The sequence below is a fragment of the Neisseria sp. P0021.S006 genome (genome assembly GCF_051956895.1).
This window is the reverse complement of record NZ_JBQCWZ010000011.1, coordinates 1-23,340: the sequence shown is the minus strand read 5'-3', so window position 1 is coordinate 23,340 and position 23,340 is coordinate 1. Positions and strand designations below refer to the sequence as shown.

Sequence of the window (23,340 nt, the reverse complement as noted above, 5' to 3'; positions counted from 1 at the left end):
GCCTCCGATCCCGATAAAGTATCGCCATACTTTTAATAGGAGCCGACCATGAATATCCGTACCCTTTCTTTTGCCGCATTGACCGCCGCGCTGGCGTTGAGTGCCTGCTCTCCCAAAAACGAACAATCTGCCGACAATGCCGCTTCCGCAGGCAAGGGCGGTAATGTGAAGCTGTTGAACGTCTCTTATGATGTCGCACGAGATTTTTATAAAGAATACAATCCTTTGTTTGTTAAAGAATATGCTGCGAAAAACGGCGGTGCAACGGTTGAAGTCCAACAGTCGCACGGCGGCTCCAGCAAGCAGGCTTTGGCTGTCGCCAATGGTTTGGCTGCCGATGTGGTGACCATGAACCAGACTTCCGATATCGAGCTTTTGGTGAAAAAAGGTTTGGTCAAAGCCGATTGGAACACCCGTCTGCCGGACAATGCCGTGCCTTATACCAGTAACGTCGTTTTCTTGGTACGCAAAGGCAATCCAAAACACATCCAAGACTGGGGCGATTTGGCCAAAGACGGCGTGCAAATCGTTTTGGCGAACCCGAAAACCACCGGCAACGGCCGCTACGCCTTTTTGGGTGCGTACGGTTATGGTTTGAAAGTGAATAACGGCGATGAAGGCAAAACCAAAGATTTTGTGGCCGCATTGCTGAAAAACACGCCTGTATTTGAAAACGGCGGTCGCGCGGCAACGACGACCTTCAGTCAACGCAATATCGGCGATGTCTTGGTTACCTTTGAAAATGAGGCCAACTACGTCAGCAAAAAGCTGACCCAAGACCAGTTTGAAATCGTTTATCCGAGCTACACCATTCTTTCCGAAGCACCGGTTGCCGTCGTGGACAGCGTAGTCGACAAAAAAGGCACACGCTCCGCTGCCGAAGCCTATCTGCAAAACCTCTGGAGCGAACCGGCTCAAGAGTTGGCCGCCAATCTTTATCTGCGTCCGCGCAATGCCGAAGTATTGGCGAAACACAAAGCCGATTTCCCTGAGATTGAGACGTTTAATCCGAATGAGAAATTTGGCCCGTGGGAAGAAATCATGAAAAAATTCTTTGCCGACGGCGGATTGTTTGACCAGCTTTCCAGTAAAAAATAAGGCTTAAACATAGAGGCCGTCTGAAACTTCAGACGGCCTTTTGTTACAATAAGCCTTTTTCTTATCCACCTTTTCCCATGTCCCAACGCAAAATCATCCATATCGATATGGACGCATTCTACGCTTCGGTAGAACTACACGAGCAGCCGCACCTGAAAGGGCTGCCTGTCGTTGTGGCGTGGGACGGTACGCGGTCGGTCATTTGTGCCGCTTCTTATGAGGCGCGCAAATTCGGTTTGCACTCAGCCATGTCGGTGGCAACGGCGAAAAGGCTGTGTCCGCAGGCGGTGTTTGTGCAGCCTCATTTCGATTTGTACCGTCAAGTGTCGGCGCAGATTCATGCCGTGTTTCGGCGTTATACCGATTTGATCGAGCCTTTGTCTTTGGACGAAGCCTATTTGGATGTTACCCAAAATTTTGAAAATATCCCGTACGCCAGCGAAGTGGCCAAACGTATTCGTGCTGAAATTTTTGAAGAAACCGGTTTGACAGCCTCCGCGGGTATCGCGCCCAATAAGTTTTTGGCCAAAATCGCTTCTGACTGGCGCAAACCGAACGGGCAGTTTGTGCTGCCGCCGCAAAAAATCATGGCGTTTTTGGAGAGCCTGCCGTTGGGTAAGATTCCCGGTGTCGGCAAAGTTACACTGAAAAAGATGAATGCCCTCGGTATGCAAACCGCCGGCGATTTGCGCCGTTTTGAGCGCGGCGAACTTTTAAACCATTTCGGCCGCTACGGCTACCGCCTTTACGATTTGGCACGCGGTATCGACGAGCGGCCGGTCAAAGCCGAACGCGAACGCCTGCAAATCTCAACCGAAATCACCTTACCCGAAGATTTGTCTTTGGCGCAGGCTTCAAGCCATTTGCCGCACCTCGCCGAAGACCTCTGGCGGCAAATCGAACGCAAAAACGTCGAAGCCAAAGGCGTTACCCTCAAACTCAAAACCCACGATTTCCGCATTATCACGCGTTCGCTGACGTATTCTTCCGTCCTTCCCGATAGCGCCTCGCTGCTTCAGGCAGCGCATACTTTGCTGCAACGCATACCTCCGCAACGTGAAGACGCCTTCCGCCTGATCGGTATCGGCGTGAGCCATTTGCTGCCGAAAAACCAGCAGCAGACGCTTTGGTTATAAAGAAATAGAAAAGCATTCTTTCCGTTTGAAGATAGGGCGCTGGACAATATTGTTCCATAACCATATCGGCAGCCGTTTCAACAGGCCGTCTGAAAATTATTAGGAACAACCAGCCATGTCTTTATTCCGCCCACAACTCTGGAAAATCCCCGAAATCAGCGATGCCGAACGCCGCCAACTGCCTGAGTTGGCAGCCGCTTTGGAGCACCGTTTGCAAGACATTGCCGCACGCTATCCGCAAGCCGTCTTCGCATCCAGCCTTGCGGTTGAGGATATGGTCATTACCGATGCCGTGTGCCGTCTGAAACTGCCCATCCGCATCATCACGCTAAATACGGGCAAACTCAATCCCGAAACCGCCTCGCTGATTGCCGAAACCAATGCGCGTTATCAAACCGAATTGGAAGTGTTTTATCCCAATCGACAAACCGCCGCCGAATTTGAAGCGGAGTTTGGTACGACCGCGATGTACGACAGTGTCGAGTTGCGCCGCCGTTGCTGCCATATCCGCAAAATTGAACCGCTCAACCGCGCTTTGCACAACGCGCCTGCATGGCTGACCGGACAACGCCGCAGCCAGTCCGAAACGCGCAGCGAATTGAATTTTGAAGAGCTGGATACAGGCCGCAACATCGCCAAATTCAATCCTATTTTCGATTGGGAAGAGCAGGATGTTTGGGCATATGCGCACGAGCACCAAGTTCCGCTTAATGCGCTGTATCATCAAGGCTATCCCAGCATTGGGTGCGAACCCTGCACGCGTCCAGTCAAGCTGGGCGAAAATATCCGCGCCGGGCGATGGTGGTGGGAAAGCAAAGACAGTAAGGAATGCGGTTTGCACAAATAATCAAAGGCCGTCTGAAAACGTTTCAGACGGCCTTTTTGACGGTTTAACAAGATGATTTATCAAGTATTTGCTTTTCGTTCAACAAAAGTGGAAAGCAGGGCGGTATCGATGTCCCATTTCCAGATGCCTTGATCCGAGCCGTCCATGCCGCGCAGGAAGAGGTAGCGGATGGCGATTTGGGGCAAGGGCTTGCCGCGCAGGGCATAGTAGCGCGCGATGGCAACGGCGTAGATCAGGGCTTGCAGGTAGTAGTGATGATGCGCCACAGCTTCGTTCATCGCCTGTTGCGTGTAGGCGCTTGCATCGTTGCCCAAATGGTTGGATTTGTAGTCGATTAAAACGACATTGCTGTCTGAATCTTGGCAAACCATATCAATAAAGCCGTTTAAATAGCCTTGCAAATCATGGAAATCAAGCAGTTGCGCGGCTTGGACGCATTCGGGCGGCAGGTTTGCTTCGCTTGAGGCAAACCAACGGCGCAAGTCGTCCAGTTTGAAATCGTCCATGTACAGGGTGAACCCCATTTCGGGCAGGCGTCGGGTCGTCGGAATCTGTGACAGGCTCTCGTTGATTAAAGGCGTAAGGCGGCAGGTATCGAGCATGGTGATTACCGTCGGCAGCCATTTGTCTTCAAAGCTATGGCGTTGCAAAACTTCGGCAATCATTTCGGATTGGCTCTCGGCAGAGGCGGCGAAATCGAGTTTTTCCAGCATTTCATGCAAACATACGCCGGCATTGGTGCCGCGGGGGAAATGGTGGATATCGAGGCCGTCTGAAAGTGGGGGCGGCAGGTTTTCAGACGGCATGGCACGGTCTGCGCTTTCTGCCGGATCGATGGCAGGTTGCAAAGGCTCGTGTTGTTCGTCGGTTGACTTGGTGTGCCGGCTCAAACCGGTAAAGCTGGTGTGGCGGATAAAGTCAAAATCGCGGCGTTTAATGCTATGTGCGCTAAAAGCTTGGTCTTGCTGGCGGCTGTATTGATAGACGGTTTCCGGCGGGGCTTCTTCCGTGAAGGCAAACTCCGTATTTTCAGGCGCGTTTTTGATAAAGCGTTGCCAGTTGGTTTTAAGCATTTCTACAACGTCTGTCGCGCTTTTATAGCTTTGGCTGACGCTCTCGCGGCCGGCATCCGACAAACCTTCGAGCAGATAGGCAAAAGGATTGTTTGGCGTACAGTTTTTGTTGGCGGCGGCGTAGATATTGAGCTGTTCTTCGGCGCGGGTAAGGGCGACATAAAGTAGGCGTAAATCTTCTGCCGTCTTTTCGTCGGCAAGATGGCTTAGTTCTGCTTCCGAGGTTTGCGATTTTGCCAGTAGCTCGGTTTCGTGGCTTTCAGTATGCAGGATTTTCCAGTTTTCTTTGGAATTGTCTTTGGTATCCCACGCGAAGGGGCAGTACACCAAAGGATATTGCAAACCTTTCGACGCGTGCATGGTAACGATTTTGACCAGTTTTTCGTCGCTTTCAAGACGGATGGTTTGCGCGTCTGATGGGAAATGGCCGCTGCGTGCACGGCTGATTTGTTCGTTCAGCCATTTATGCAGGGCGGCAGGGTTGCGGCTTTGACTGTCTTCTTCGGCCAAAAGCTCCAGAATTTGGTAGTAGTTGGTCAGGCTGCGCTCGTTGCCGCCTTTGAGCAGGCGTGTTTCGATGTCATGTAGGGCGGCAAACTGCTGCACGGCGGCAAAAATGCCGCCTTTCCGCCATTTTTCCATGGCTTGGGCAGATGACTCTAGCCATTTCAGCAGCTGGTGTTCGTTATGGTTGAGTTCGTAAATCTCTTTGGCGGTATAGCCGAATAAAACGCCGGTCAAGACAAAGCGCAGCCAGTCGGTTTGCCTTGGGTTGAGCCAAAAGCCGATCAGCGCGGACAGCGAATCTGCCTCGGCGGAATCGAAAACGGACTGGCGCGACAGCAACACGCTTTGGATACGGCGCTGTTTCAGTTTACCGGCAATCATCGCCGCTTCGTTGTTGGTGCGCACCAAAACCGCAATATCGCCGGACTCCAGCGCGCGGCCTTTGAAGTTCAGACGGCCTTCGGCTGCTTCATTGAGCGCAAAGGCAATTTCATCGGCGCAATATTCGGCGGCACGGCCACGCAAAATCTCTTTGTTGGTCTGATCGTCCGTGTTGAGCCAGCGTACTTGGATGGCGGGACGGTGTGGCGACAGCCGGCTTTCGGCGCGGCTGGCGGAGACATCGCTGTAATCGATATTTTCCAAGACGAAGGGGTGTTTTTTTTGTTTGAACAAGGCGCTGATGCCGTTAATCAGCTTGGCATGGCTGCGGTAGTTGACGGCGAGGGTGTAATGCCTGTCCGCATCTTGCGCAGCTTGCAGATAGGCGTAAATGTCCGCACCGCGAAAGCTGTAAATCGCCTGCTTGGGGTCGCCAACGAGAAACAGCGGGCAGCCTTGTTCGATAAAAATTTGGCGGAAAATTTCGTATTGCAGCGGGTCGGTATCTTGGAATTCGTCAATCAGCGCGATTTCCCAGTTTGCCGCCGCCGCTTTTGCCAACGCGTTGCCGTGTTCATTGGTGGTCAATGCCTGATGGACGTCCAGCAGCAAATCGTCAAACACGCGCTCGCGGCGTGATTTTTTTTGTTCGGCAATGGACTGATTGATGTGGGAAAGGAGGTCGAGTTGCAGGCGGATGAAGACCGCTTCTTCCGCGCTTTCCATTGCCTGCAAATCACGACCGAGATTGGCCAAGGCTTGCAGCTGAATAATTTCCGGCATATCGGCATCGGTTTTATATTCTTTTTTCAGTTTGCTGTTGAGCGTGTCGATACTGAAGAGGCTTAATTTTTCTAGCGTTTGTTTGCTCAGGCGGGGCAGACGGTTGGATTCGGCGTTTGTTTTTAAATCGGTAAAAACATTTTCAAAGGTTTTTCTTTTGTAGGTTTGGCCGTTAAGTTTGGGAAAAATTGCCCAAAATGCTTTTTCCAAGTCTTCCAACTGAGCGCAAACTTTTTGCCATGTTTCTTGAAGGTTGGCTTGGGCTTCTTTCAAATCGCCTTCAGACCGTCTGAATTTCAGATAGGGGCGGCCGGTATAGCTTTTGATTTCGGCAAGCATTTCTTCGGGCGTGCATTTCCGGTCAAAAACCAATTGTGCCAATGTGGCATCGGTTGCCACTTTCTGCCGCCAAAAGTCTTGTGCAGGAATCAGCAGCCTCTCGCGCGAGTCGTCCGACAGCTCGACATCCAAAGGTGCGCCGCACAAAAACGCGTAATCGCGCAAGACGCGCTGACAGAAGCCGTGGATGGTGTAAATAGAGGAGTTGTCAAACTGGCTCAGCGCGGCTTTGAGGCGGAGAATCAGGCGATGGCAGCTTTCTTGTCCGTCTTGCTCGCCTAAAGCCAAAGGAATCAAGCGATTGAGAAAGTCATCGGGGGATTTTTTCTCTTTTTCGTAATATTTGTTCAGGCCGTCTGAAATATGTTCCGGCTCGCCGCCCAAAGTTTGGATTTCGTTCAAAACCTGCAACACTTCGTCCAAACGTGCGCGCAAACGGGTTTTCAGTTCTGCCGTCGCCGCTTTGGTAAAGGTAACGACCAGAATTTTCTCGATGTCTTTTTTTTCTAAAACAATCAGTCGGGTAAAGAGCGCGGCAATGCCGTAGGTTTTACCCGTACCGGCAGAAGCTTCGATAAGGTTGGTGCCGTCGATGGAAAGTGTGAGCGCGTCAAAAGGAAGGGCGGAAGACATGGTAGGAACGGAATAATATTAGCGAGGCATTATCATAACAGAGATAGTGTGTTGTTTTGCATTGATGATAAAAATGCCGTCTGAAAACTTTCTGTTTTCAGACGGCATGTCTTAATGGCTATTAAATGACTTCAATAGCGCATCTTAGTAGCGCAAACGGCGTTTGGCGTAGCTTGGTTGGCGAGGACGATAGGTATAACGGTTCGCCGCAGGAGCTTTACTGTCGTCATAGTAGTACGCAACATTATTACCGTTGATGGTCGTATTGTTGACGCTCAAACCGGTTGGAGAGCCGGTAGTAATAACAACATTGTCGCTTTGGATGGTGTTTGCCGTATTGGTTACGTTGGCTTCGTTTTTACCTTTGGCGTTGATGCCGCCGTTTGGTTTGCCTGAAGCGTAGCTGCCGTTGACATTGATGGTCAGATTTTTTTCGTTAACGCTGCTGATCGCGCCGGAAGTATTGACTTTGTTGCCTTCTACTTCAACGGAGTTGTTGGATACCAAGTTGGTACCGTGCAGGTTGACGTCGCCGTTGTTGGCATTGATTTTAATCTCATTGCCGGCCGCTACATTCGCGCCTGCGGCGGTAGAAGAAGCGTTATCGGTTTTGTTGACGCCGACAGAGCCGTTGACGTGAGGAACGGCAACACCGGTTTCAACATTGATTGTCGCGCCAGCGCCGATACCGACATTAACAGCTGTACCTTGGTTGGAGGCAGTATTGGCTGACTCGGTGAAGGTTACGCCGTTGCCTGCGGTAATGTTGACGTTGTTGTTGGCGGTAATGTTGGATGCGATTTCAGCAGAGTCTTTGGCGTTGATGACAACATTGGTCGCATTCATATCGCCTTTGACGGCGGTAGATTCTTTTTTGTTTTCATCAGCGTAGTTGACGTTCAGGTTGGCATTCACATCAACGTTTGAACCATCTTTGGTGTATGCGCCGACAGTCAAAGAAGCGCCGCCTTGTTTACTGCTGCTGTTGCTGGTGTTGTGGGCGGCAGTGTTGTGGTATGAACCTGCATCAATGTTAATCGCACCGGTCACATCGTATTTTGTACCTTCATCAGACACTTTGTCATTTGCCAAAACGATGGCATTGCCTGCGTTGATGGTGGTTACGGTTGCAGTGGATTCATTGTGGGTCGAGGAGTTGCCTTGACCTTGTGCAGTGATTTCACCGCCGATGCCTTTGTTGGTACTGATGCCGGCAGAAACGACCAAACCGCCGCCGTTTTGTTTCACATCGGATTTTGCACCGCTGTGTGCCGCTGCATGGGTAACGTTTTTGGCAGCTTCAACCACATTGCCGGTCGCATTAATCACTGTACCTTCTTGATTAATATTGCCGTTTGCAGTGATGGTGGCGTTGCCGCCGGTGTTGATGTTGGATACATGAGATGTATTCGTTACGGTAGTTGCATCTGTTTTGGTGCTGGTAATGCCGACAGATACGCCGACGCCTGCAACGTTATTTTTTTCGTATGCAGTAGCAGATACGCCCAAATCAGTTACGCGTCCGGATTCGGTCACAGTGTTGCTGCCTTTGGATGCAACAACATTGACGTCATTGGCTGCGGAAATGTTGACAGATTCTTCGCCGTTGACTTGGCTACCGCTGACGGTAACGTTTGAGTTGGAAGACAACTGGGTGTTTTTACCGGTCAAAATGCTGCCGTTCAGGCCGACAGAGTGGGTGTCGGTGTGGGTATCGGTGAATTTAATACCGGCTTTGGCAGTCACGCTGCCGTTTTCTTTATTGGTTTCGGTGCCAGAGTAGCCTTTGATGGAATACTCGTTGACCTGTTTGTTTTCTACCGCTTTGGCAGCATCAATGGTCAAATCGCCTGCGGAAGAAAGTTGCAGTTTTTGTGCCGCAAACAATGCAGAACCGATCACATTGATGTCTTTGTTGGAAACAACGGTCAGGTCGGCATTGGAAACCAAGGTAGAACCGGTTACTTTTTCAATGCTGCTGTTGCTGCTGGTTTTAGAGGTAGTGATATTGAAAATCGTACCTTTACGCGCGCTTTGTGCGGAAGTATCGGTGCTGGTGGCGTTTTTAATATCGACATTGCCTGCTTTGGAGCTGACGAATGTACCGGCTTGGCCTTCAACGGTACTGCCGTAAACGTTGACGCCGTTTTTTGCACCCAAAACTATGTTTGAGTTGGCAGTAATGCTGCTGCCGTGCAGGTTTTCGGTACGGTTGTTTTGAACTTGGCTTTCACCGCCGAACAGGCCGCCCCAGTATTTTTTCTGGTCGTCGAGGCTGTTGGTGTTGATGGTGGTTTGAGTACCCAAGTTGATGTTGTTGACATCGGTAACGACATTGCCGTTTGCCGCAATGCTTGCGCCGTAAGTGCTCAAATCGCCTTCGGAAATCAAACCGATATCACCGGCTGCGGAGATTTTGGTTTGATGGGCGGTAGAGTTTTTGGAAGATTTTGTAGCGATACCGGTTTTCAGGGCAGCAGTTTCATTTTTGAAGCTGACATAAGTCGAGCTGCTGTCGGTTTCGCTGTTGCTGCTTAATACGATTCCTTGTTGGGCGGCAATGCGTGCATCAGCAGCCGAGTTCAGTTCGGTCGCATCCAATTGAACTTTGCCGGTGGTGGCAATATTGACAGAACCGGCATTGATTTTGGTTTGATGCAGGCTTTCGTCAGCAGAGGAGCTCAGGTTGTTGTTGTACCAAAGGCCTTTGCTTTGAGTGTGGTCGGATTCTGTACGGTTGGTGGTTTTTACCGCGTTAGAATTGATATTGCCTGTGGCAGAAGCAGTCAGCGCGCCGGCATTGATGTTGGCTGCGCTCAGGTTGAGGCTGCCGCTATTGTTCAAAGTCAATGACTCGGATGCATTGATATTGCTGGCGGTAAAGGTTTCCGTTTTGTTGCGGTCCGAACGGAAGTGCTGAACATTTTGCGCCTCTTTGCCGCTGGAAGATTTGTTGGCAGAATGGCTGGTAACCGTGCCTTTGATGTCGGTATCGCGGGCAAACAATTCCATTTGTGCGCCGGTCAGATTGGCGGACTGGATGCTCAGGTTGCCTTTGCTGTCGATATTCAGGTAGCGGGTACCGGTAATGGCGGCATTTTGAATGTTTTGTTTGGCGCGTTTGTCGGTCGCGTGGATGCGGATGGTACCGGCGCGCATACTGCCGAAAATATGACCGTCAAGCACCGGCGCATTTGAAGCAGCGTCCAATGCTTCGATTTGTGCGGTTTTGTAGTCGAAGTTGCTTTTGCCTGAAGAAACATTGATGGCGTCGGCGGCATTAACGTTGGCTGATTTGCCGACAACCACTTGCGGCGCGAGCAGGTCAACCACGCGGTTGCCGCTCAAATTGCCGTTTACTTGCAGTTGTTTGCCATTGTCGCTGATATTGAAAGATTTCAACGCGCCGTCTGAAACGGTTGGCGTACCGACAACCAAGGATGCGCGGTTGGCATTCAGGATACTGCCGCCGTTGTGGGTAATGCCGTTAGGGTTTGCCAAAACATAGTCTGCGGCAATACCGAAGATCTCTTGCTGACCCAAGATCAGGGAAGGGTTTTTGCTGACCACTTCATTCAAGATCACAGATGCGGCCTGACCTTGGAAGTTTTTGTTGGCAGACAGGTTTCCGGCCAGTTGGGATTTACCGGCAGACAGGGCGTTATTCAAAACGGCACCGTGTTGGGAAACGTTGTACTTGTTATATTGGTTGTGAGAAAGACCTTGAGCCGTCGGTGCGGCAATGTTGACGATGTCAACATTGTGTTGCTGCTGTACCGAAGTTTGGCCGATGGCTTCGATATTGGCGGCTACCGCTGCATTTCCCAGGAATGCAAAGCACACGGCGACAGTTACTTTGCCGGAAGCTGAGAGCTTAGGCTGATATAAAGTGTCGATTTTCATGGATTTTAATCCTTATTTATCGTGATGGAGATTGAATCAGAAATCCCATATCGGGTATTGGATTTCTGTTGAGGAAATTTTTGAATGTATTAACATTGTTATGAATTTTTTTACAATCATACCACCAGTATGGCCTTGTGTGCACTATTTCAAATGCAAATAAAAACCGCCCATCTCATTGATATTAATGGAAAATTAATAACGGTAAGATAGGCGGTTTATATATTGGATAAAAGGATATATATTTACATAACTTTAAAATGGAATGCGTAAAGAAACAGTCACATGATCCTGTTTTTCGCTGTTTGATTGGTTGGGCATGCGCGCAAAACCTTTGCCGTAGTCGGCAGAAAGCTGCCATTTGTCCGCCTTGCCCAAATTCAAACCTGCCACTAAGCCCATGGCACGTTGCGAACCTTCGTTATTGTTTTTGGCAACGCCGATGTCTGCGCCCAGATAAGGCTCGATATAGATGCCGTGGGGCGTATTGCGGCGGAAATAAACGGTATTGCTCAACAAGACTGCGCTGTTTGCGCTCAAAGAAGTTGAACGGAAACCGCGTACATTTTGATAACCGACGATGTCCATTTCTTTGGCGGCAAACAAATCATGCGGGCTATATTGGGCGTCTATTTGGTGATGGTTGCGCACGATCCATTTACCCAATGGACGGTTTTGAATCAAATTGCTCTGCAAGGATACAGAGGTATAACGCTTGTCGAATGGCGTGTGTTCGGTATTTTTCGCAAATCCTTGTTCCACGCCGATATTGTTGAGCCAAATGCCGTTTGGCAGGATGGCTGTATGCGATAGGCCGACTTGTGTCGAATAGACTTCCGGGCTTTGCAATTCCAGTTTGCTGTCGGCAAATTTTGCAGTCTGTTTCACATAATCGATGCCGATATAGGCGGAGGTAATATGTTTTTGACTGCGTGAGAATACGCGGTCTGCTTTGATTCCTGCCGCTTTGGATTGGGAGCGGTAGGCATAACGTGTTACGCTGGGCGTTAAGATGCTTTGCGATTGCGACGCGGCGGCGTAAGTGCTGAATGTCCATGCACCATAAGGAACTTGATAGAACATACTGCCGCCGCGACTGTAATGGCTGTCGTGGTTGTTTAGATTGGTATAGCCGTTTAGATAAAGGGAGTCGCTCAATCCCAACGGGCTGCCGACATTCAGGCTGCCGCGCAGTGTCGTGGTATTGGGTTTGTTGCCTTTATTGTCAATGGTGACGCTGCCGCCCCAATGTTTTTCGGCATCGTTGTTGAGTTGGATTGAGGCGGTGCCGTCATCATGCGGATAAACATCGATGCTGACGTTGTTGCCAGCAACATGGTTTGCCTGTTCGATACCTTGGTCGAGGTATTGAATGTTCAGCGGTTTGCCTTGATGATTGGGGAAGAGGGTGTCGACGTTGACTGTACGGGAGCCGCCGGTAATCTCACGGATTTTGCCTTCGATGACTGCTAATTTCAAAACACGCTCAGGCGTGGTTTCAAATTTGATTTGCGTGTGCGGATAGCCTTGAGCGATATATTCGGCAACGATATCCCGGTTCAGTTGGTTGATGTTGTTTTGATTGATGCATTTGGGGAGCTTGGCTTCAATCTTTTTGGAATCGATGAGCGTAATGCCGGAAAGTTCGATACCGGTGTAATCCAAACATTCGGTATTGTTTTCAGACGGCACCTCTTGTGCAACCGTGTCGTTATCTTGTTTTTTCTGTAAATCCCATGCCGACTGCTCGCGTTTTTGGATTTCGACCGAATGAATCTGATCGAGATTGTCGCGGAAGTCTTTGTCGAATTGGTTGGGTACGTTTTTATCGATTTGATTAAGCGGATTCGGTGTATTGGCCGCATAGGCGTTTAGCGCGGAGAGAATCAATACGGGCAGGGGAAGAAGGCGGGATTTGTACATGGTGTCGTAATTTTATAGGGATAATAATTGGGTTTATTTTATCGAAAATAGCTGCTTGGGGCGTATCGGTTTTTATCCTTGTCTGCAATCAGGGTTTATTAAGCAACAATGGGATAAATTTTTATGATAATACCATAAAAATATTAAGGGAATTTAAATAACAAAAACCTGCCTTTGAAAAAGCAGGTTTTTTCAGACGGCCTGTGAGCCGTTAAAGATTTTGCAAACGCTCGACAGAAGGCGCGTAGTAGTAAGCACCTGATACGGCTTTAGACAAATATTTCAGCAGTAAGTCGGTTTTGCCGTCTGCATCGCCGAACATATTGAGCAGCTGAACTTCAATATTGTGCAGCGTGTTGCAATAGGAAGTGAACATCAAACCATGTTCGCCGCTGATTTTGCCGAAGGGCAGGCTGCGGCGGACAATTTTCAAGTCAACGCCGTTTTCTTTGACATTGACGCGGCCGAGATGGGAGTCGGGCAGGCGCACGTCTTCGTTGAATTCATCATTGGTTTCTTTGCTGCGGCCTACGCTGGCTTCTTGTTCGGCAGTAGGGACGGCATCCCATTTTTTTAAATCGTGCAGGTATTTTTGCAGCAAAACATAGCTGCCGCCGGTATCGGGCTTGCCTTCGGGAATAATGGCGACATTGCGCACATTGTCATCGCCCTGCGGATTTTCCGTACCATCGACAAAACCGTCCAAGCCGCGGTCTTCATACAGGCGCAGGCCGTGTTCTTCAGTGGATACGCGGATGCTGTCGCCGAATGCGCCTAAAACAGATTGAGCTAAGGCATAGGCGGCTTTTTGCTCGGTGGCTTGAATGTGGATATAGAGATCGTGTTGGGTGGAGGGGGCGAGGCCGTTGCCCAATTCAGGAAAAGGTTTGATTTCGCTGCCTTCGTCAGTATGGCCGAACGATTGCCATGCGCGGCTGCCAAAGGCAATGGTCAAACCCAAAATATCATTTGGAAAACGGGTTTTCAGTTTGGCCAAGGATTCCAAAGAAAGGCGGCAGGCAGATTTGATGTCTTCGTTGCGGCCGTCTGAAATGTCTGCTTCGATAAAAATACCGGCTTGTGCGTGATCAGGAATAATAGCTGATTGAGGGTGGCTCATGATGATTCCTTTCAAAATATTATGGGTTTTTACGCGGGAGATTATACACTGAAAGTTTCAGACGGCCTAAAATCTGCCTTTTGATTTTTTTAGGGTCGGAAAGTCATGTTTGGTAAGATGTTTTTTGTGAGCGTCATTCTGTTGCAAGTGTTTACATTCGGGCTTGGGCGTTCACTGCAATGGCTGTTTGCGCCTTGGATTGGCAAAGTTGGCAGACGTTGGCTAATGGGTATTTCCTATTTCATTACAAACGGCTTGTTGATCGGCTTGCTGCTGGAGTTGGGGCATATGATGTTCCGCGTGGTGGCGTTTTGGATGGTAATCTTGCTGTTTGTGATGTATGCCGCGTTGGTGACATTTATCCTGTATCTTTTGCTGCGCCGTTTTGTGGCACGCCAACCGCTTTCTCGAAGCCTGCGGCTGTTTGCGCCTTTGTTTGTGGCCGGTTTGCTCGGTTTGGGGATGTATAACGCCTATACGCCCGTGGTCCGCCATCAGACTGTATTCATCAATAAGAAAATGGATAAGCCGCTGCGTATCGGCGTGGCCAGCGATTTGCACTTGGGGATTTTGTTTGGCGCGCGTCAATTGGACAAGTTGACGGACATCATGAAGCGGGAAAAAGTCGACATAGTGTTGCTGCCGGGCGATTTGATGGACGATACCGTCGATGCCTACCTTAAAGAAAACATGAAACCACATTTGCAGAAGCTGACTGCGCCGATGGGCGTTTATGCCACTTTGGGCAATCATGACTGGTTCCGCGATCAGAAGCGTATCAAACATGAATTGGAAGCTGCAGGCTTGACGGTTTTGGCCAATCAGGTTTTGGAAGTGAATGGTGTGTTGCTGGTAGGGCGGAGCGATGATTTGGATCGCAAGCGTCCTAGTGCGGAGCAGCTTTTAGAAGGTCAAAATACCCGATTACCGGTTTTATTGATGGACCACCGTCCTACTTCAATCGAAACCCATGCCCGGCTGCCGATTGATGTGCAGGTCTCCGGCCATGTCCACAACGGCCAAGTTGCACCTGCCAACCTTATCGTCCGTACGCTTTATCGTCTTGCTTACGGTTATGAGGCGATCGGCAACGGCCATTTCTTCACCACTTCGGGCTACGGCTTCTGGGGCATTCCCTTGCGTTTGGGTTCGCAATCAGAAGTGTGGGTTATTGACATCAAGTCAAAGCATTGAAATAGAAATATAAACTTCAGGCCGTCTGAATTTCAGACGGCCTTTTTTATGAAAATTGGGAAAAAATATTGAAATTGGATTATAATCGATGTTAATAAAATCAGCCACCGATATGAGTGGCATCATAACTAGGGAACTCACTATGGGCATTATTAGTCTTGCACTTATCTTCGTATCAATCGCCGCCGTCTTATTGTATTTCAAACAACAGTTGAAAGACCGCAAAAAAGACTGTCGCGAATCCTTTGTCTCTTTGCGCATTGCGCTCGACTGCCGACATCAGGCCGTCCGTCATGTATTGGATGCATACAGCAAACATCTGCAAGAGCAGGGCATTGCATCGGATCGAAACGTTCAGCAGATGTGTGCCGAAGTCGAAACTGCATTGGCGCAAACTGCCAAAACATTTTCCGAGTCCAAAATCAAACATCTGTGTGAAGCCGAAACAGCATTGAATCATGCGTTGAAAAAATTGCAAACTGCCGTCAACGGTCTTTTGAAACAGTATCCTGATGAGCAATTGGCGGGTTTGATGGAAATGCTGGATGCAGCAGAAGCGGAAGTTGCATCAGCACGCCGTACTTACAACCGCAGAGCCGGAAGTTACAACCATCATTTAAACAAGCTGCCCAACCGCCTTGTCGCCAAGCCATTAGGCTTTGACAAGCAGGCAGGATTGGTTCGTTTCACGGAAAATCAAACGCAACGCATGAGCAGCAATATGTTAGCTTAAAAATTAAGCAGTTTGCTGAATAAGTGATACACAAAAGGCCGTCTGAAATATTAATTTCAGACGGCCTTTTGTTTACTGTTAATGAAAAATACTTAGGCTTTGGCCAATTTATTGGGCAAAGCGGATCAGGCTGTCGGCAAGCTTATCGGCTGCAGTTTCGTAACCTTGTGCAGAGAAGTGAACGCCGTCTTTGGCTGCCAAGCCTTGAGCCATCCAGCTTTTCATGCTGCATGCGCCCCCCATTGCATCTTGCCAAGACCAGAACATGATTTTTTCGTCACGGGCAACGCGTTGCTGCATTTGTTGTACTTCGCTGAGCAAGACCGGACGGTTGCCGCAGCTGCCGTAGGCGGTTTTCAAAGATTCCGGAGCGCCGAGGATCAGGATACCTGCGTTGGGCAGGGTGTTTTTGATTTGACGGATGTAATTGCGCCATGTCCGTTCGGTAGAGGAAATATCGAGATTGCCGGAAAAGGCTTCATTGGTACCGTAGGCAAGGATGATTAAATCGGCTTTGGTTTGTGCCAAATCTTCCCACATACCCGGCCGCCATTTTGACCATTGGGATAACTGCGCGCCGTTGATGCCCATGGCGGAAACGGTTACGCCGCGTCCGGGGCGTTCGATATTAATGAAACCGATTTGCCAAGGCATGCTGCTGCTGAGGGTCATCGGCAGGGAAGCGTTGGTATGCAACAGTTGCCAGCCGTTTTGTGTGGCAGGGATTTCGCGGCCGTTGACGGTCAGGGTTTGCTCTGACCAAACCGGTTTGCCGAAAATGGAGATTTGTTGCATATCCATGCTGCCGTCGGCTGCGCTTAAGGTAACGCTGCCGCCATCGGCGCGTGCTTCAATACCGCCGAAAGAAAAATCGCTGTATGATTTGCGGCTGCTGATGGTGTTCCAACCGCTGCCGTTGTAACGGACGGTTGCCATGCGCTGGCCTTTGACGGTGTTGGGATAAACCCAACCGATGCCGCCGTTGCCCCATTGTTGTTGTAAACGGCGGCGCAGGCGGTCGGTGAAATAGTCGCCGGCGGTGTGGGAGTCGCCGACTTGGATAATGCGGAATTTGCCGTCTGAAGTATGGTTGAGCTGTTGCAGTTTGTTCAGCCAGGCAGGGTGGTTGGAGCCGTAGTTGCTTAACAGGCCGTCATTGGTTGCGCAGGCGGTAATAGGGAGTGCGAGAAGCGTGAGGAGTAAGGTTTTATTAAATTTCATGGTTGTGTATCGTGTGTAAAATTAATTTTTTCCATAATTTTTCCGGCCAATAGTTTTTGGCCTTCTGCGGAAAAGTGAATGCCGTCCTTGCTGCGGTAACGGATGATTTTTCCATCTACTTTGACAGAGTCGGCATATTCTTCTGCGCCATTGCTCAACAGTTTGTCGGTAGGCAACCAAATGGCTTGAGGCGACACCGTACCCGACAGGATTTTGTCGAGGTAGCGCATCTGTTCATTGAGCTTGGCTTTTTTCATGTAAGGAATGCCCAGCCAAATGACTTGGACATCATGTGCGGAGGCTGCATCAAGAATACGGCGGACGCGGTTGAGGTATTCTGCCTCCCATTCGGGGGAGGCGAATTTCAGGTATTTTTTACCCATCGGGAAATCCCAAGGGTCGTTTGGGCCTAAGAATACAACCAAAACGCGGATATCGGGTTCTTTTTGCAAAGTTTGTTCGATGGTTTTCGGCCAGTCGAAGAAATTGGGGTAGGACAAACCGGTACTTTGTTTACTGAGGTTGACCGATTGTACGCCATATTCTTGCTTGAGGTGTTTTTGTACGAAAGGTGCAACGCCCTGCATCAGCGAGTCGCCGGCAAAGAAAACTTTGTTGCCTTTTTTCAATACAACCTGCGTTGCCGACTGATCAGCCTGATTGCTTGGCTCGCTGGCTGTGGTATCTGTATTGTTAGTCGCATCGGAAGCAGCAGAGTCTTTTTGATTGTCGGATACTTCAATGTTTTCCGTATTTTCAGACGGCCTTGTTGCTTCAATGCCAGAGTCTTCCGAAGCCAAAGCGTCTTCCGTTTCCAGTGAAGCTTTCAGGCCGTCTGAAAATTCGTAGGCTTTTTGTTGCCAATCCGCACCGATACGCCACCAAGCGTATTCGGATAAAGGCTCAAGCGGACTGTTCTCATGATAGGTCTGCTGCCAATAGGCATTGATGGAGTTTTGGGCAAACCACGTCAGCGCAACCGCACTGAGCAGAATAGAAACAAACAGGGAGATAAAGCGTTTCATGTTCTGCTCCTTAGAAGTTGGCGTAAATAAAGCCGGGAATGCCGGACGGGGCGAAGATGATAATTAGGGCGAGGATAAGCGTGATGGGAATAAACCACAGCCATGCAGGCAGTTTGTCCAAGCCTTTTACCGATGCTTCAAATAAGCGAAGCAAATACGGGTACAGCGAAAGCATCATCGCAAATGTACCCAGCAACATGAGGTCGGTCGGCAGAGGCGCGTTCCAACCTTTGTCATTGGCAAATAATGCGCTGAACAGCATTTCCGTATCGGCAAGCGTTGCGCTGTTGAACACGACAAAAGCGAAACAAACGAAATGGAAGGTAAACAGCCAGGCGAGCGGTTTGCCGATTTTCAGACGGCCTAAGGCATTGCGGCCGACGATTTTGTCGCCGCAGTTAAGGAATACCAAAGCCGCACCGTGCAGCGCGCCCCAAATCAAAAAGCTCCAGCCGTAGCCATGCCAAATGCCGGAAAGCAACATGGCAATCATCAGATTGAGTTGGGTACGTCCGAAGCCTTTTTTGCTGCCGCCCAAAGGAATATAGATATAGTCGCGAATCCAAGTGGACAGGCTGATGTGCCATCTGTCCCAGAAGTCGCGGATGTTGATGGCGCGAAGCGGCGCGGCAAAGTTTTTCGGCAGCTGGAAGCCGAGCAGCATGGCCAAGCCGATGACTAAATCCGAGTAGCCGGAAAAGTCGAAAAAGAGTTGGAAGGTGTAGCCATAAATCGCAGACAACACGCCCCAGCCGTCGAACTGGGCCGGATTTTCAAAAACAGGCGATACCCAGCCTTCTGCCAATACGCCGGCAAGCCACCACTTTTTGGCAATGCCCAATACAATCAGGCCGACCGCCAAAGCCGGATAAATCAGCTGGCGTGCTTGTTTGGTGCGGATTTGCGCCAATGCGCCCGCTTGTTCGCCGTCTATGCTTTTAAAAGCGGCCGCACGGATAATCGGGCCGGATGTGATGGTGGGGAAGAAGCTCAGATGCAGTAGGAGCTCGTGCCATTCAAAACGGTCTCCTTTAGGCTTGCGGTAGCAATACACTAAGTAAGCCAGCGATTGGAAAGTGTAATAAGACAAGCCCAAGGGCAAAAGGATATCGATGACGGCGCTTTGCCCCGTATATTGCTGAATAATCGGGCGGAAAAAGTCGAAATATTTGAAGAAACACAAAACAGTCAATGCCGCCGAAATACCGCAACCCAGCCAAAATTTGCGGATATTCTCGTTTTCAGAAAACATCAGTACGCTGACCAGGTAAACCACAGACGAGTAAACCAAAATCAGCGCGGCAAAAATAGGGTCGATACGGTAAAGCCAGCCTAGCCCGGCAACCAAAAGTAAAACGTTTTGAACTTGCGGCAAACGCGCAAATGCCCAGTACAAGGGCAAAAATACGATAAAGAATACCGCAAACTCAATAGACAGCAACGGCATGACAATTCCTTGATGTGTTTAAACTTTCAAACTTTTCGATTGATTGTTATTTTTTGGCGTTAAGTTTGGCACGGATGACTTCGACTACCGCAGGTAAAATCGAAATCACGATGATTGCCGCCATGACTAAGCCCAGATTGTTTTTGACGACGGGGATATTGGCGAAGAAGTAGCCTGCATAGGAAAACGACAATACCCACAACACCGCGCCGATAATGTTGTAACGGATAAACGTCGCGTAGTGCATATCGCCCATACCGGCGACAAATGGCGCAAACGTCCGCACAATTGGCACAAAGCGGGCAATGATGATGGTTTTGCCGCCGTGTTTTTCATAGAACGCATGGGTTTTTTCCAAATACGAACGGCGGAAAATTTTGGAATCAGGATTGGCAAACAGTTTTTGTCCAAAATATTTGCCAATCATAAAGTTGGCCGCATCGCCTAGAATGGCGGCCGCTAAGAGCAGCAATACCATGACGTGGATGTTCATGCCGCCGATGGCCGCAATACCGCCGGCAGCAAACAGCAGCGAGTCGCCGGGCAAAAATGGCGTTACGACCAAACCGGTTTCGCAGAAAATCACAACAAACAAAATCGCGTAAATCCACGGGCCGTATTGGGAGGAAAGGTGGACAAGGTGTTGGTCGATATGGAGGATGAAATCAATAAGGGTAGAAATCACTAGGGTTCCCCAAATAAAAAGGCCGTCTGAAAAAGAACAGACAAATGTTTCGGCGAGAAGTTCGACATTGTAAAACCAAAGCGGAATAAAACCAATGCCGTAAGCGCGTCAAGATATGTTTAGAAGTGCAGATATGTTGCAGGTATAGGCTTCAGACGGCCTTTATCCTTGATGGTGGACGGCAAAACAACGTAAAATAAAGCCGATTTCAACCTAACCGGTGCGCCTTTGTGAACCAGCTCATCTTCGATTTTGCCAGCCATGATTATCCCGGCTTCGACAAATTTTTGGGAACAGAAAATGCCGAGCTGGTGTATGTGTTGCAGCACAAACATGGGCAATGTATCTATGTTTGGGGCGAAGAGGGCGCAGGTAAAAGCCATCTCTTGCAGGCATGGGTCGCACAGGCGCTCGATGCCGGACGAAATGCCCTCTATATTGATGCCGCCGCCACGCCGCTGACAGAAGCCGCATTGGATGCGGAATATCTTGCCATTGACCAAATCGAAAAGCTTAATAATGAAGAACAGGCTTTACTGTTTGCCATATTCAACCGCTTCCGCAACAGCGGCAAAGGCTTTTTGCTTTTGAGTTCCGAATATACGCCGCAGCAACTCGTTATCCGCGAAGACCTGCGCACACGCATGGCGTATTGCTTGGTTTACGAAGTCAAACCGCTGACCGACCGGGAAAAAATCGATGCGCTCGTCAGCATGGCTGCCGCCCGTCAGGTAACCATCGATCCGGAAATCTTCGAATACCTGCTGAACCATTGGCGGCGCGATATGGACAGCCTGATGCAAATGCTCGATACCCTCGACAACTACGCCGTTATGATGGGCAAGCGCATTACTTTGCCGCTTTTGCGCCAGCTTTTAAAACAACAGGAAACCCAATGAAAAACCTTGCCATTTTCGACCTCGACAATACCTTGATCAATACCGATTCGGATCACTCCTGGCCGCAATACCTGATTAAAAAAGGTATAGTCGATGCGGCTGAAACCGAGGCGCAAAATGAAAAGTTTTACCAAGACTATCAAAACGGTTGTCTTGATATCGATGCCTTCCTCAAATTCCATCTCGCGCCTTTAGCCCGTTTCAGCAAGGAGGAATTGGCTGAGTTTCATCGCGAGTTTATGGCCGAATATATTGTCCCGTATATTTCTCCGATGCAGCGTATGTTGGTGCAAAGCCATCAAATGGCGGGTGACGAAATGTTGGTTATTTCTTCGACCAACGAATTTATCATTACTCCAATCTGTCATCTTTTCGGCATTCACAACATTATCGGTACACAGCTTGAAATCGGCGAAGACGGCCGATATACCGGCAACTATGTCGGTACGCCCAGCCTGAAAGAAGGCAAAATTACCCGATTGAACCAATGGCTTGCCGAGCGTGGCGAGACATTTGAAAGCTACGGTAAAGTTTATTTTTACAGCGACTCCAAAAACGACTTGCCTTTGTTGCGTATTGTGGACGAACCTGTCGCCGTCAATCCGGATGCCGAGCTGGAAAAAGAAGCCAAAGCAAAAGGTTGGCCGATTTTGAATTTCAAATAACGACGAATCAGGCCGTCTGAAATATTTAACCTAATCACAACCCTAATAAGGACTAAAACATGAAAACGACTAAACTCCTCGCCTCAGCCCTGTTGTTTGCCGCTGTATTCGGTACTGCTCAAGCAGCCGATACCGAAACTCTGGAAGCCATGAAAGCGCAAAACGGCAGCGTTAAAACCGTTTTGATGGATGTCTTCACAACACCTGCCGGCGATGTTGACCGCGTAAATATCATTCAATCCAGCGGCAATCCTGAAATGGACGAACGCGCAGTGAAAAGCGTTTCCAAATATCCTTATCCGAAACGCAAAACCGCATCTAAATACCAACACACTGTTACTTTTGAAACCAATGTTGAAGTAATCAACAACTGATTCGGACGCAAGGCCGTCTGAAAAACAGAAGGCGTTTTGATTGGGAAATTCTCTGTCAAAACGCCGTTTTATTTTTTAAACAAGTATAACCAAAATTGCCGTAAAACCACACGCTCCGGTGCTATACTAAAACAAATAAACCGCTTCATCACACATCATGTCTCCCCGTCCAGTTACCATTACTTCCTACAATATGCACAAAGGCATGTCTGCGCTCAACCGCAAAGTGCAAGTCAACCGCATGGCTGACGCGCTGGGTGCATTGGGTTCGGATGTTTTGTTTTTACAAGAAGTCCAAGGACAACATCTCAACAGAAGCCGCCGTACCGACTTTCCCGATGCACCGCATTACGACATCATCGGCGACAGCCTCGATTATCATCGCAGCTACGGCAAAAATGCCGTCTATCCCAAACGACACCACGGCAACGCCATTCTCAGCCGCCTGCCGCTGAAAACGGAAAACAACCTCAACATCAGCGTTAATAAACTCGAACAACGCGGCCTGTTGCATTGTGAGGTCGTACCCGAAGGTTGGGAAGATCCGCTGGTGTGTCTGTGCGTCCACCTCAATCTGCGCGAGCCAGACCGCCTCAAACAATACCGAGCCATCAGCGACTACGTTGGCCGGTACATTCGTCCGGAAAGCCCTTTGATTATTGCCGGCGATTTTAATGACTGGCGGCAGAAATCAGCGCGTGAGCTGGGCAGTGCATTAGATTTGAACGAAGTATTTGTCGATAATACAGGCAAACGCCCCAAAACCTTCCCTTCGCGCCTGCCCATCCTCAGCCTCGACCGCATTTATACGCGCAATCTTGATGTCATCGATTCTGAAATTCACAACAGTAAAGACTGGCAACATTTGTCAGATCATCTGCCATTGAGTGTAACGGTTAGGCCGCATCGTAAAATGAATATGAAATCAGATAGAAAAATGTAAGGCTGAAATTTTTTAAAGCAAAGTACTATTGGCAATGTATCGAAAGAAAAAGTTTTTTCACTCAGATATTTGAGACAAAAACAGGCCGTCTTAAAAGTTTCAGACGGCCTGTTTAAGTTTATAAAAAAGCGCAAACCTTTTTAAATCAAAAATTTGCGCTTCAAATCTGGTGGAGGCGGGGGGAATCGAACCCCCGTCCGAAAGTCCTCTACAGAGCGTTCTACATACTTAGTTGTGTCTATTTAGAATCTCGTCCTCATCATGCCGACCAACAGGCCTTCAGAGAACCAGTTACCTTAAATCTCGTTTCCTGCCAAGTAACCCGACAGAAAACCAGTCAATGTAGAATGACGTTGCGGTAGCTTGCGCTACACAGCCCATTGACCAACTGCTGCAACGGCAGGCCTTAAG

17 protein-coding genes and 1 other RNA gene are annotated in these 23,340 nt (G+C 49.2%); 9 read left to right on the top strand and 9 right to left on the bottom strand.

What is annotated here, in order from left to right:
- Positions 1-54 precede the first annotated feature (54 nt).
- The 3 genes from ACTHUM_RS03915 (at position 55) to ACTHUM_RS03905 (ending at position 3,081) form a co-directional block, all read left to right on the top strand.
- On the top strand, positions 55-1,098 hold the full coding sequence (locus ACTHUM_RS03915; RefSeq protein ID WP_191620581.1) for a sulfate ABC transporter substrate-binding protein: 1,044 nt from the start codon (positions 55-57) through the stop codon (positions 1,096-1,098).
- Between the two features lie 77 nt (positions 1,099-1,175).
- The gene (dinB, locus tag ACTHUM_RS03910; protein ID WP_004521080.1) at positions 1,176-2,234 is read left to right on the top strand and encodes a DNA polymerase IV; all 1,059 of its coding nucleotides are present in this window, start codon (positions 1,176-1,178) and stop codon (positions 2,232-2,234) included.
- 115 nt (positions 2,235-2,349) lie between these two features.
- Positions 2,350-3,081 (top strand): phosphoadenylyl-sulfate reductase, encoded by a 732-nt coding sequence (locus ACTHUM_RS03905; protein ID WP_004521081.1) that lies wholly within the window; start codon positions 2,350-2,352, stop codon positions 3,079-3,081.
- A gap of 59 nt (positions 3,082-3,140) precedes the next feature.
- Here the strand turns inward: ACTHUM_RS03905 and recB are convergent, their stop codons facing one another.
- The 4 genes from recB to ACTHUM_RS03885 form a co-directional block, all read right to left on the bottom strand.
- Positions 3,141-6,797, bottom strand: a complete 3,657-nt coding sequence (recB, locus tag ACTHUM_RS03900; protein ID WP_070625424.1) for an exodeoxyribonuclease V subunit beta — start codon at positions 6,795-6,797, stop codon at positions 3,141-3,143.
- 144 nt (positions 6,798-6,941) lie between these two features.
- Positions 6,942-10,700, bottom strand: a complete 3,759-nt coding sequence (locus ACTHUM_RS03895; protein ID WP_070625422.1) for a hemagglutinin repeat-containing protein — start codon at positions 10,698-10,700, stop codon at positions 6,942-6,944.
- A 255-nt stretch (positions 10,701-10,955) separates the two neighbouring features.
- Positions 10,956-12,623, bottom strand: coding sequence for a ShlB/FhaC/HecB family hemolysin secretion/activation protein (locus tag ACTHUM_RS03890; protein ID WP_049343965.1), 1,668 nt, complete (start codon positions 12,621-12,623; stop codon positions 10,956-10,958).
- A gap of 211 nt (positions 12,624-12,834) precedes the next feature.
- Positions 12,835-13,743: a Dyp-type peroxidase gene (locus tag ACTHUM_RS03885; protein ID WP_049343964.1), complete on the bottom strand. Its 909-nt coding sequence runs from the start codon at positions 13,741-13,743 to the stop codon at positions 12,835-12,837.
- Between the two features lie 105 nt (positions 13,744-13,848).
- Here ACTHUM_RS03885 and ACTHUM_RS03880 point away from each other — a divergent pair, with 105 nt between their 5' ends.
- Together ACTHUM_RS03880 and ACTHUM_RS03875 are read left to right on the top strand one after the other, a co-directional pair.
- Entirely contained in the window at positions 13,849-14,937 is a 1,089-nt protein-coding gene (locus ACTHUM_RS03880) for a metallophosphoesterase (RefSeq protein ID WP_070504789.1), read from the top strand.
- Between the two features lie 142 nt (positions 14,938-15,079).
- Positions 15,080-15,670 (top strand): LemA family protein, encoded by a 591-nt coding sequence (locus ACTHUM_RS03875; protein WP_039862166.1) that lies wholly within the window; start codon positions 15,080-15,082, stop codon positions 15,668-15,670.
- A 108-nt stretch (positions 15,671-15,778) separates the two neighbouring features.
- On the opposite strand, the gene ACTHUM_RS03870 is transcribed toward ACTHUM_RS03875, so the two are convergent.
- From ACTHUM_RS03870 to ACTHUM_RS03855, 4 genes are read right to left on the bottom strand one after another with little or no spacing between them, the layout of a single operon-like run.
- Entirely contained in the window at positions 15,779-16,891 is a 1,113-nt protein-coding gene (locus ACTHUM_RS03870) for an SGNH/GDSL hydrolase family protein (RefSeq protein ID WP_004519876.1), read from the bottom strand.
- Positions 16,888-17,916, bottom strand: coding sequence for a peptidoglycan O-acetyltransferase PatB (gene patB, locus ACTHUM_RS03865; RefSeq protein WP_004519875.1), 1,029 nt, complete (start codon positions 17,914-17,916; stop codon positions 16,888-16,890). The genes ACTHUM_RS03870 and patB overlap by 4 nt, the downstream gene beginning before the upstream one ends.
- Positions 17,917-17,926: 10 nt before the next feature.
- The gene (locus tag ACTHUM_RS03860) at positions 17,927-19,363 is read right to left on the bottom strand and encodes an MBOAT family O-acyltransferase (RefSeq protein ID WP_049336334.1); all 1,437 of its coding nucleotides are present in this window, start codon (positions 19,361-19,363) and stop codon (positions 17,927-17,929) included.
- Between the two features lie 46 nt (positions 19,364-19,409).
- The gene (locus tag ACTHUM_RS03855; RefSeq protein ID WP_004519872.1) at positions 19,410-20,048 is read right to left on the bottom strand and encodes a DedA family protein; all 639 of its coding nucleotides are present in this window, start codon (positions 20,046-20,048) and stop codon (positions 19,410-19,412) included.
- Positions 20,049-20,278: 230 nt separating this feature from the next.
- Here ACTHUM_RS03855 and hda point away from each other — a divergent pair, with 230 nt between their 5' ends.
- The 4 genes from hda to ACTHUM_RS03835 all read left to right on the top strand — a co-directional run bounded on the left by hda (position 20,279) and on the right by ACTHUM_RS03835 (position 22,929).
- Positions 20,279-20,947 (top strand): DnaA regulatory inactivator Hda, encoded by a 669-nt coding sequence (gene hda / locus ACTHUM_RS03850; protein ID WP_004519871.1) that lies wholly within the window; start codon positions 20,279-20,281, stop codon positions 20,945-20,947.
- A complete protein-coding gene (locus tag ACTHUM_RS03845) occupies positions 20,944-21,612 on the top strand; it encodes an HAD family hydrolase (protein WP_004519869.1) in 669 nt (222 codons plus the stop codon). Before hda ends, ACTHUM_RS03845 begins: the two co-directional genes overlap by 4 nt.
- Before the next feature lie 59 nt (positions 21,613-21,671).
- Complete coding sequence (locus tag ACTHUM_RS03840) at positions 21,672-21,986, top strand: TonB family protein (protein WP_004519868.1); 315 nt, start codon at positions 21,672-21,674, stop codon at positions 21,984-21,986.
- 157 nt (positions 21,987-22,143) lie between these two features.
- Positions 22,144-22,929, top strand: a complete 786-nt coding sequence (locus tag ACTHUM_RS03835; RefSeq protein ID WP_039862165.1) for an endonuclease/exonuclease/phosphatase family protein — start codon at positions 22,144-22,146, stop codon at positions 22,927-22,929.
- Between the two features lie 167 nt (positions 22,930-23,096).
- On the opposite strand, the gene ssrA is transcribed toward ACTHUM_RS03835, so the two are convergent.
- Positions 23,097-23,340, bottom strand: a transfer-messenger RNA (tmRNA) gene (gene ssrA / locus ACTHUM_RS03830); the annotation flags it as partial.

Coding starts and splice junctions, on each gene's coding strand:
- ACTHUM_RS03845 (WP_004519869.1), top strand. CDS start 20,944: ATGAAAAACCTTGCCATTTTCGACCTCGACAATACCTTGATCAATACC.
- ACTHUM_RS03905 (WP_004521081.1), top strand. CDS start 2,350: ATGTCTTTATTCCGCCCACAACTCTGGAAAATCCCCGAAATCAGCGAT.
- ACTHUM_RS03840 (WP_004519868.1), top strand. CDS start 21,672: ATGAAAACGACTAAACTCCTCGCCTCAGCCCTGTTGTTTGCCGCTGTA.
- ACTHUM_RS03885 (WP_049343964.1), bottom strand. CDS start 13,743: ATGAGCCACCCTCAATCAGCTATTATTCCTGATCACGCACAAGCCGGT.
- ACTHUM_RS03870 (WP_004519876.1), bottom strand. CDS start 16,891: ATGAAATTTAATAAAACCTTACTCCTCACGCTTCTCGCACTCCCTATT.
- ACTHUM_RS03875 (WP_039862166.1), top strand. CDS start 15,080: ATGGGCATTATTAGTCTTGCACTTATCTTCGTATCAATCGCCGCCGTC.
- ACTHUM_RS03890 (WP_049343965.1), bottom strand. CDS start 12,623: ATGTACAAATCCCGCCTTCTTCCCCTGCCCGTATTGATTCTCTCCGCG.
- patB (WP_004519875.1), bottom strand. CDS start 17,916: ATGAAACGCTTTATCTCCCTGTTTGTTTCTATTCTGCTCAGTGCGGTT.
- recB (WP_070625424.1), bottom strand. CDS start 6,797: ATGTCTTCCGCCCTTCCTTTTGACGCGCTCACACTTTCCATCGACGGC.
- dinB (WP_004521080.1), top strand. CDS start 1,176: ATGTCCCAACGCAAAATCATCCATATCGATATGGACGCATTCTACGCT.
- ACTHUM_RS03860 (WP_049336334.1), bottom strand. CDS start 19,363: ATGCCGTTGCTGTCTATTGAGTTTGCGGTATTCTTTATCGTATTTTTG.
- ACTHUM_RS03895 (WP_070625422.1), bottom strand. CDS start 10,700: ATGAAAATCGACACTTTATATCAGCCTAAGCTCTCAGCTTCCGGCAAA.
- ACTHUM_RS03835 (WP_039862165.1), top strand. CDS start 22,144: ATGTCTCCCCGTCCAGTTACCATTACTTCCTACAATATGCACAAAGGC.
- ACTHUM_RS03880 (WP_070504789.1), top strand. CDS start 13,849: ATGTTTGGTAAGATGTTTTTTGTGAGCGTCATTCTGTTGCAAGTGTTT.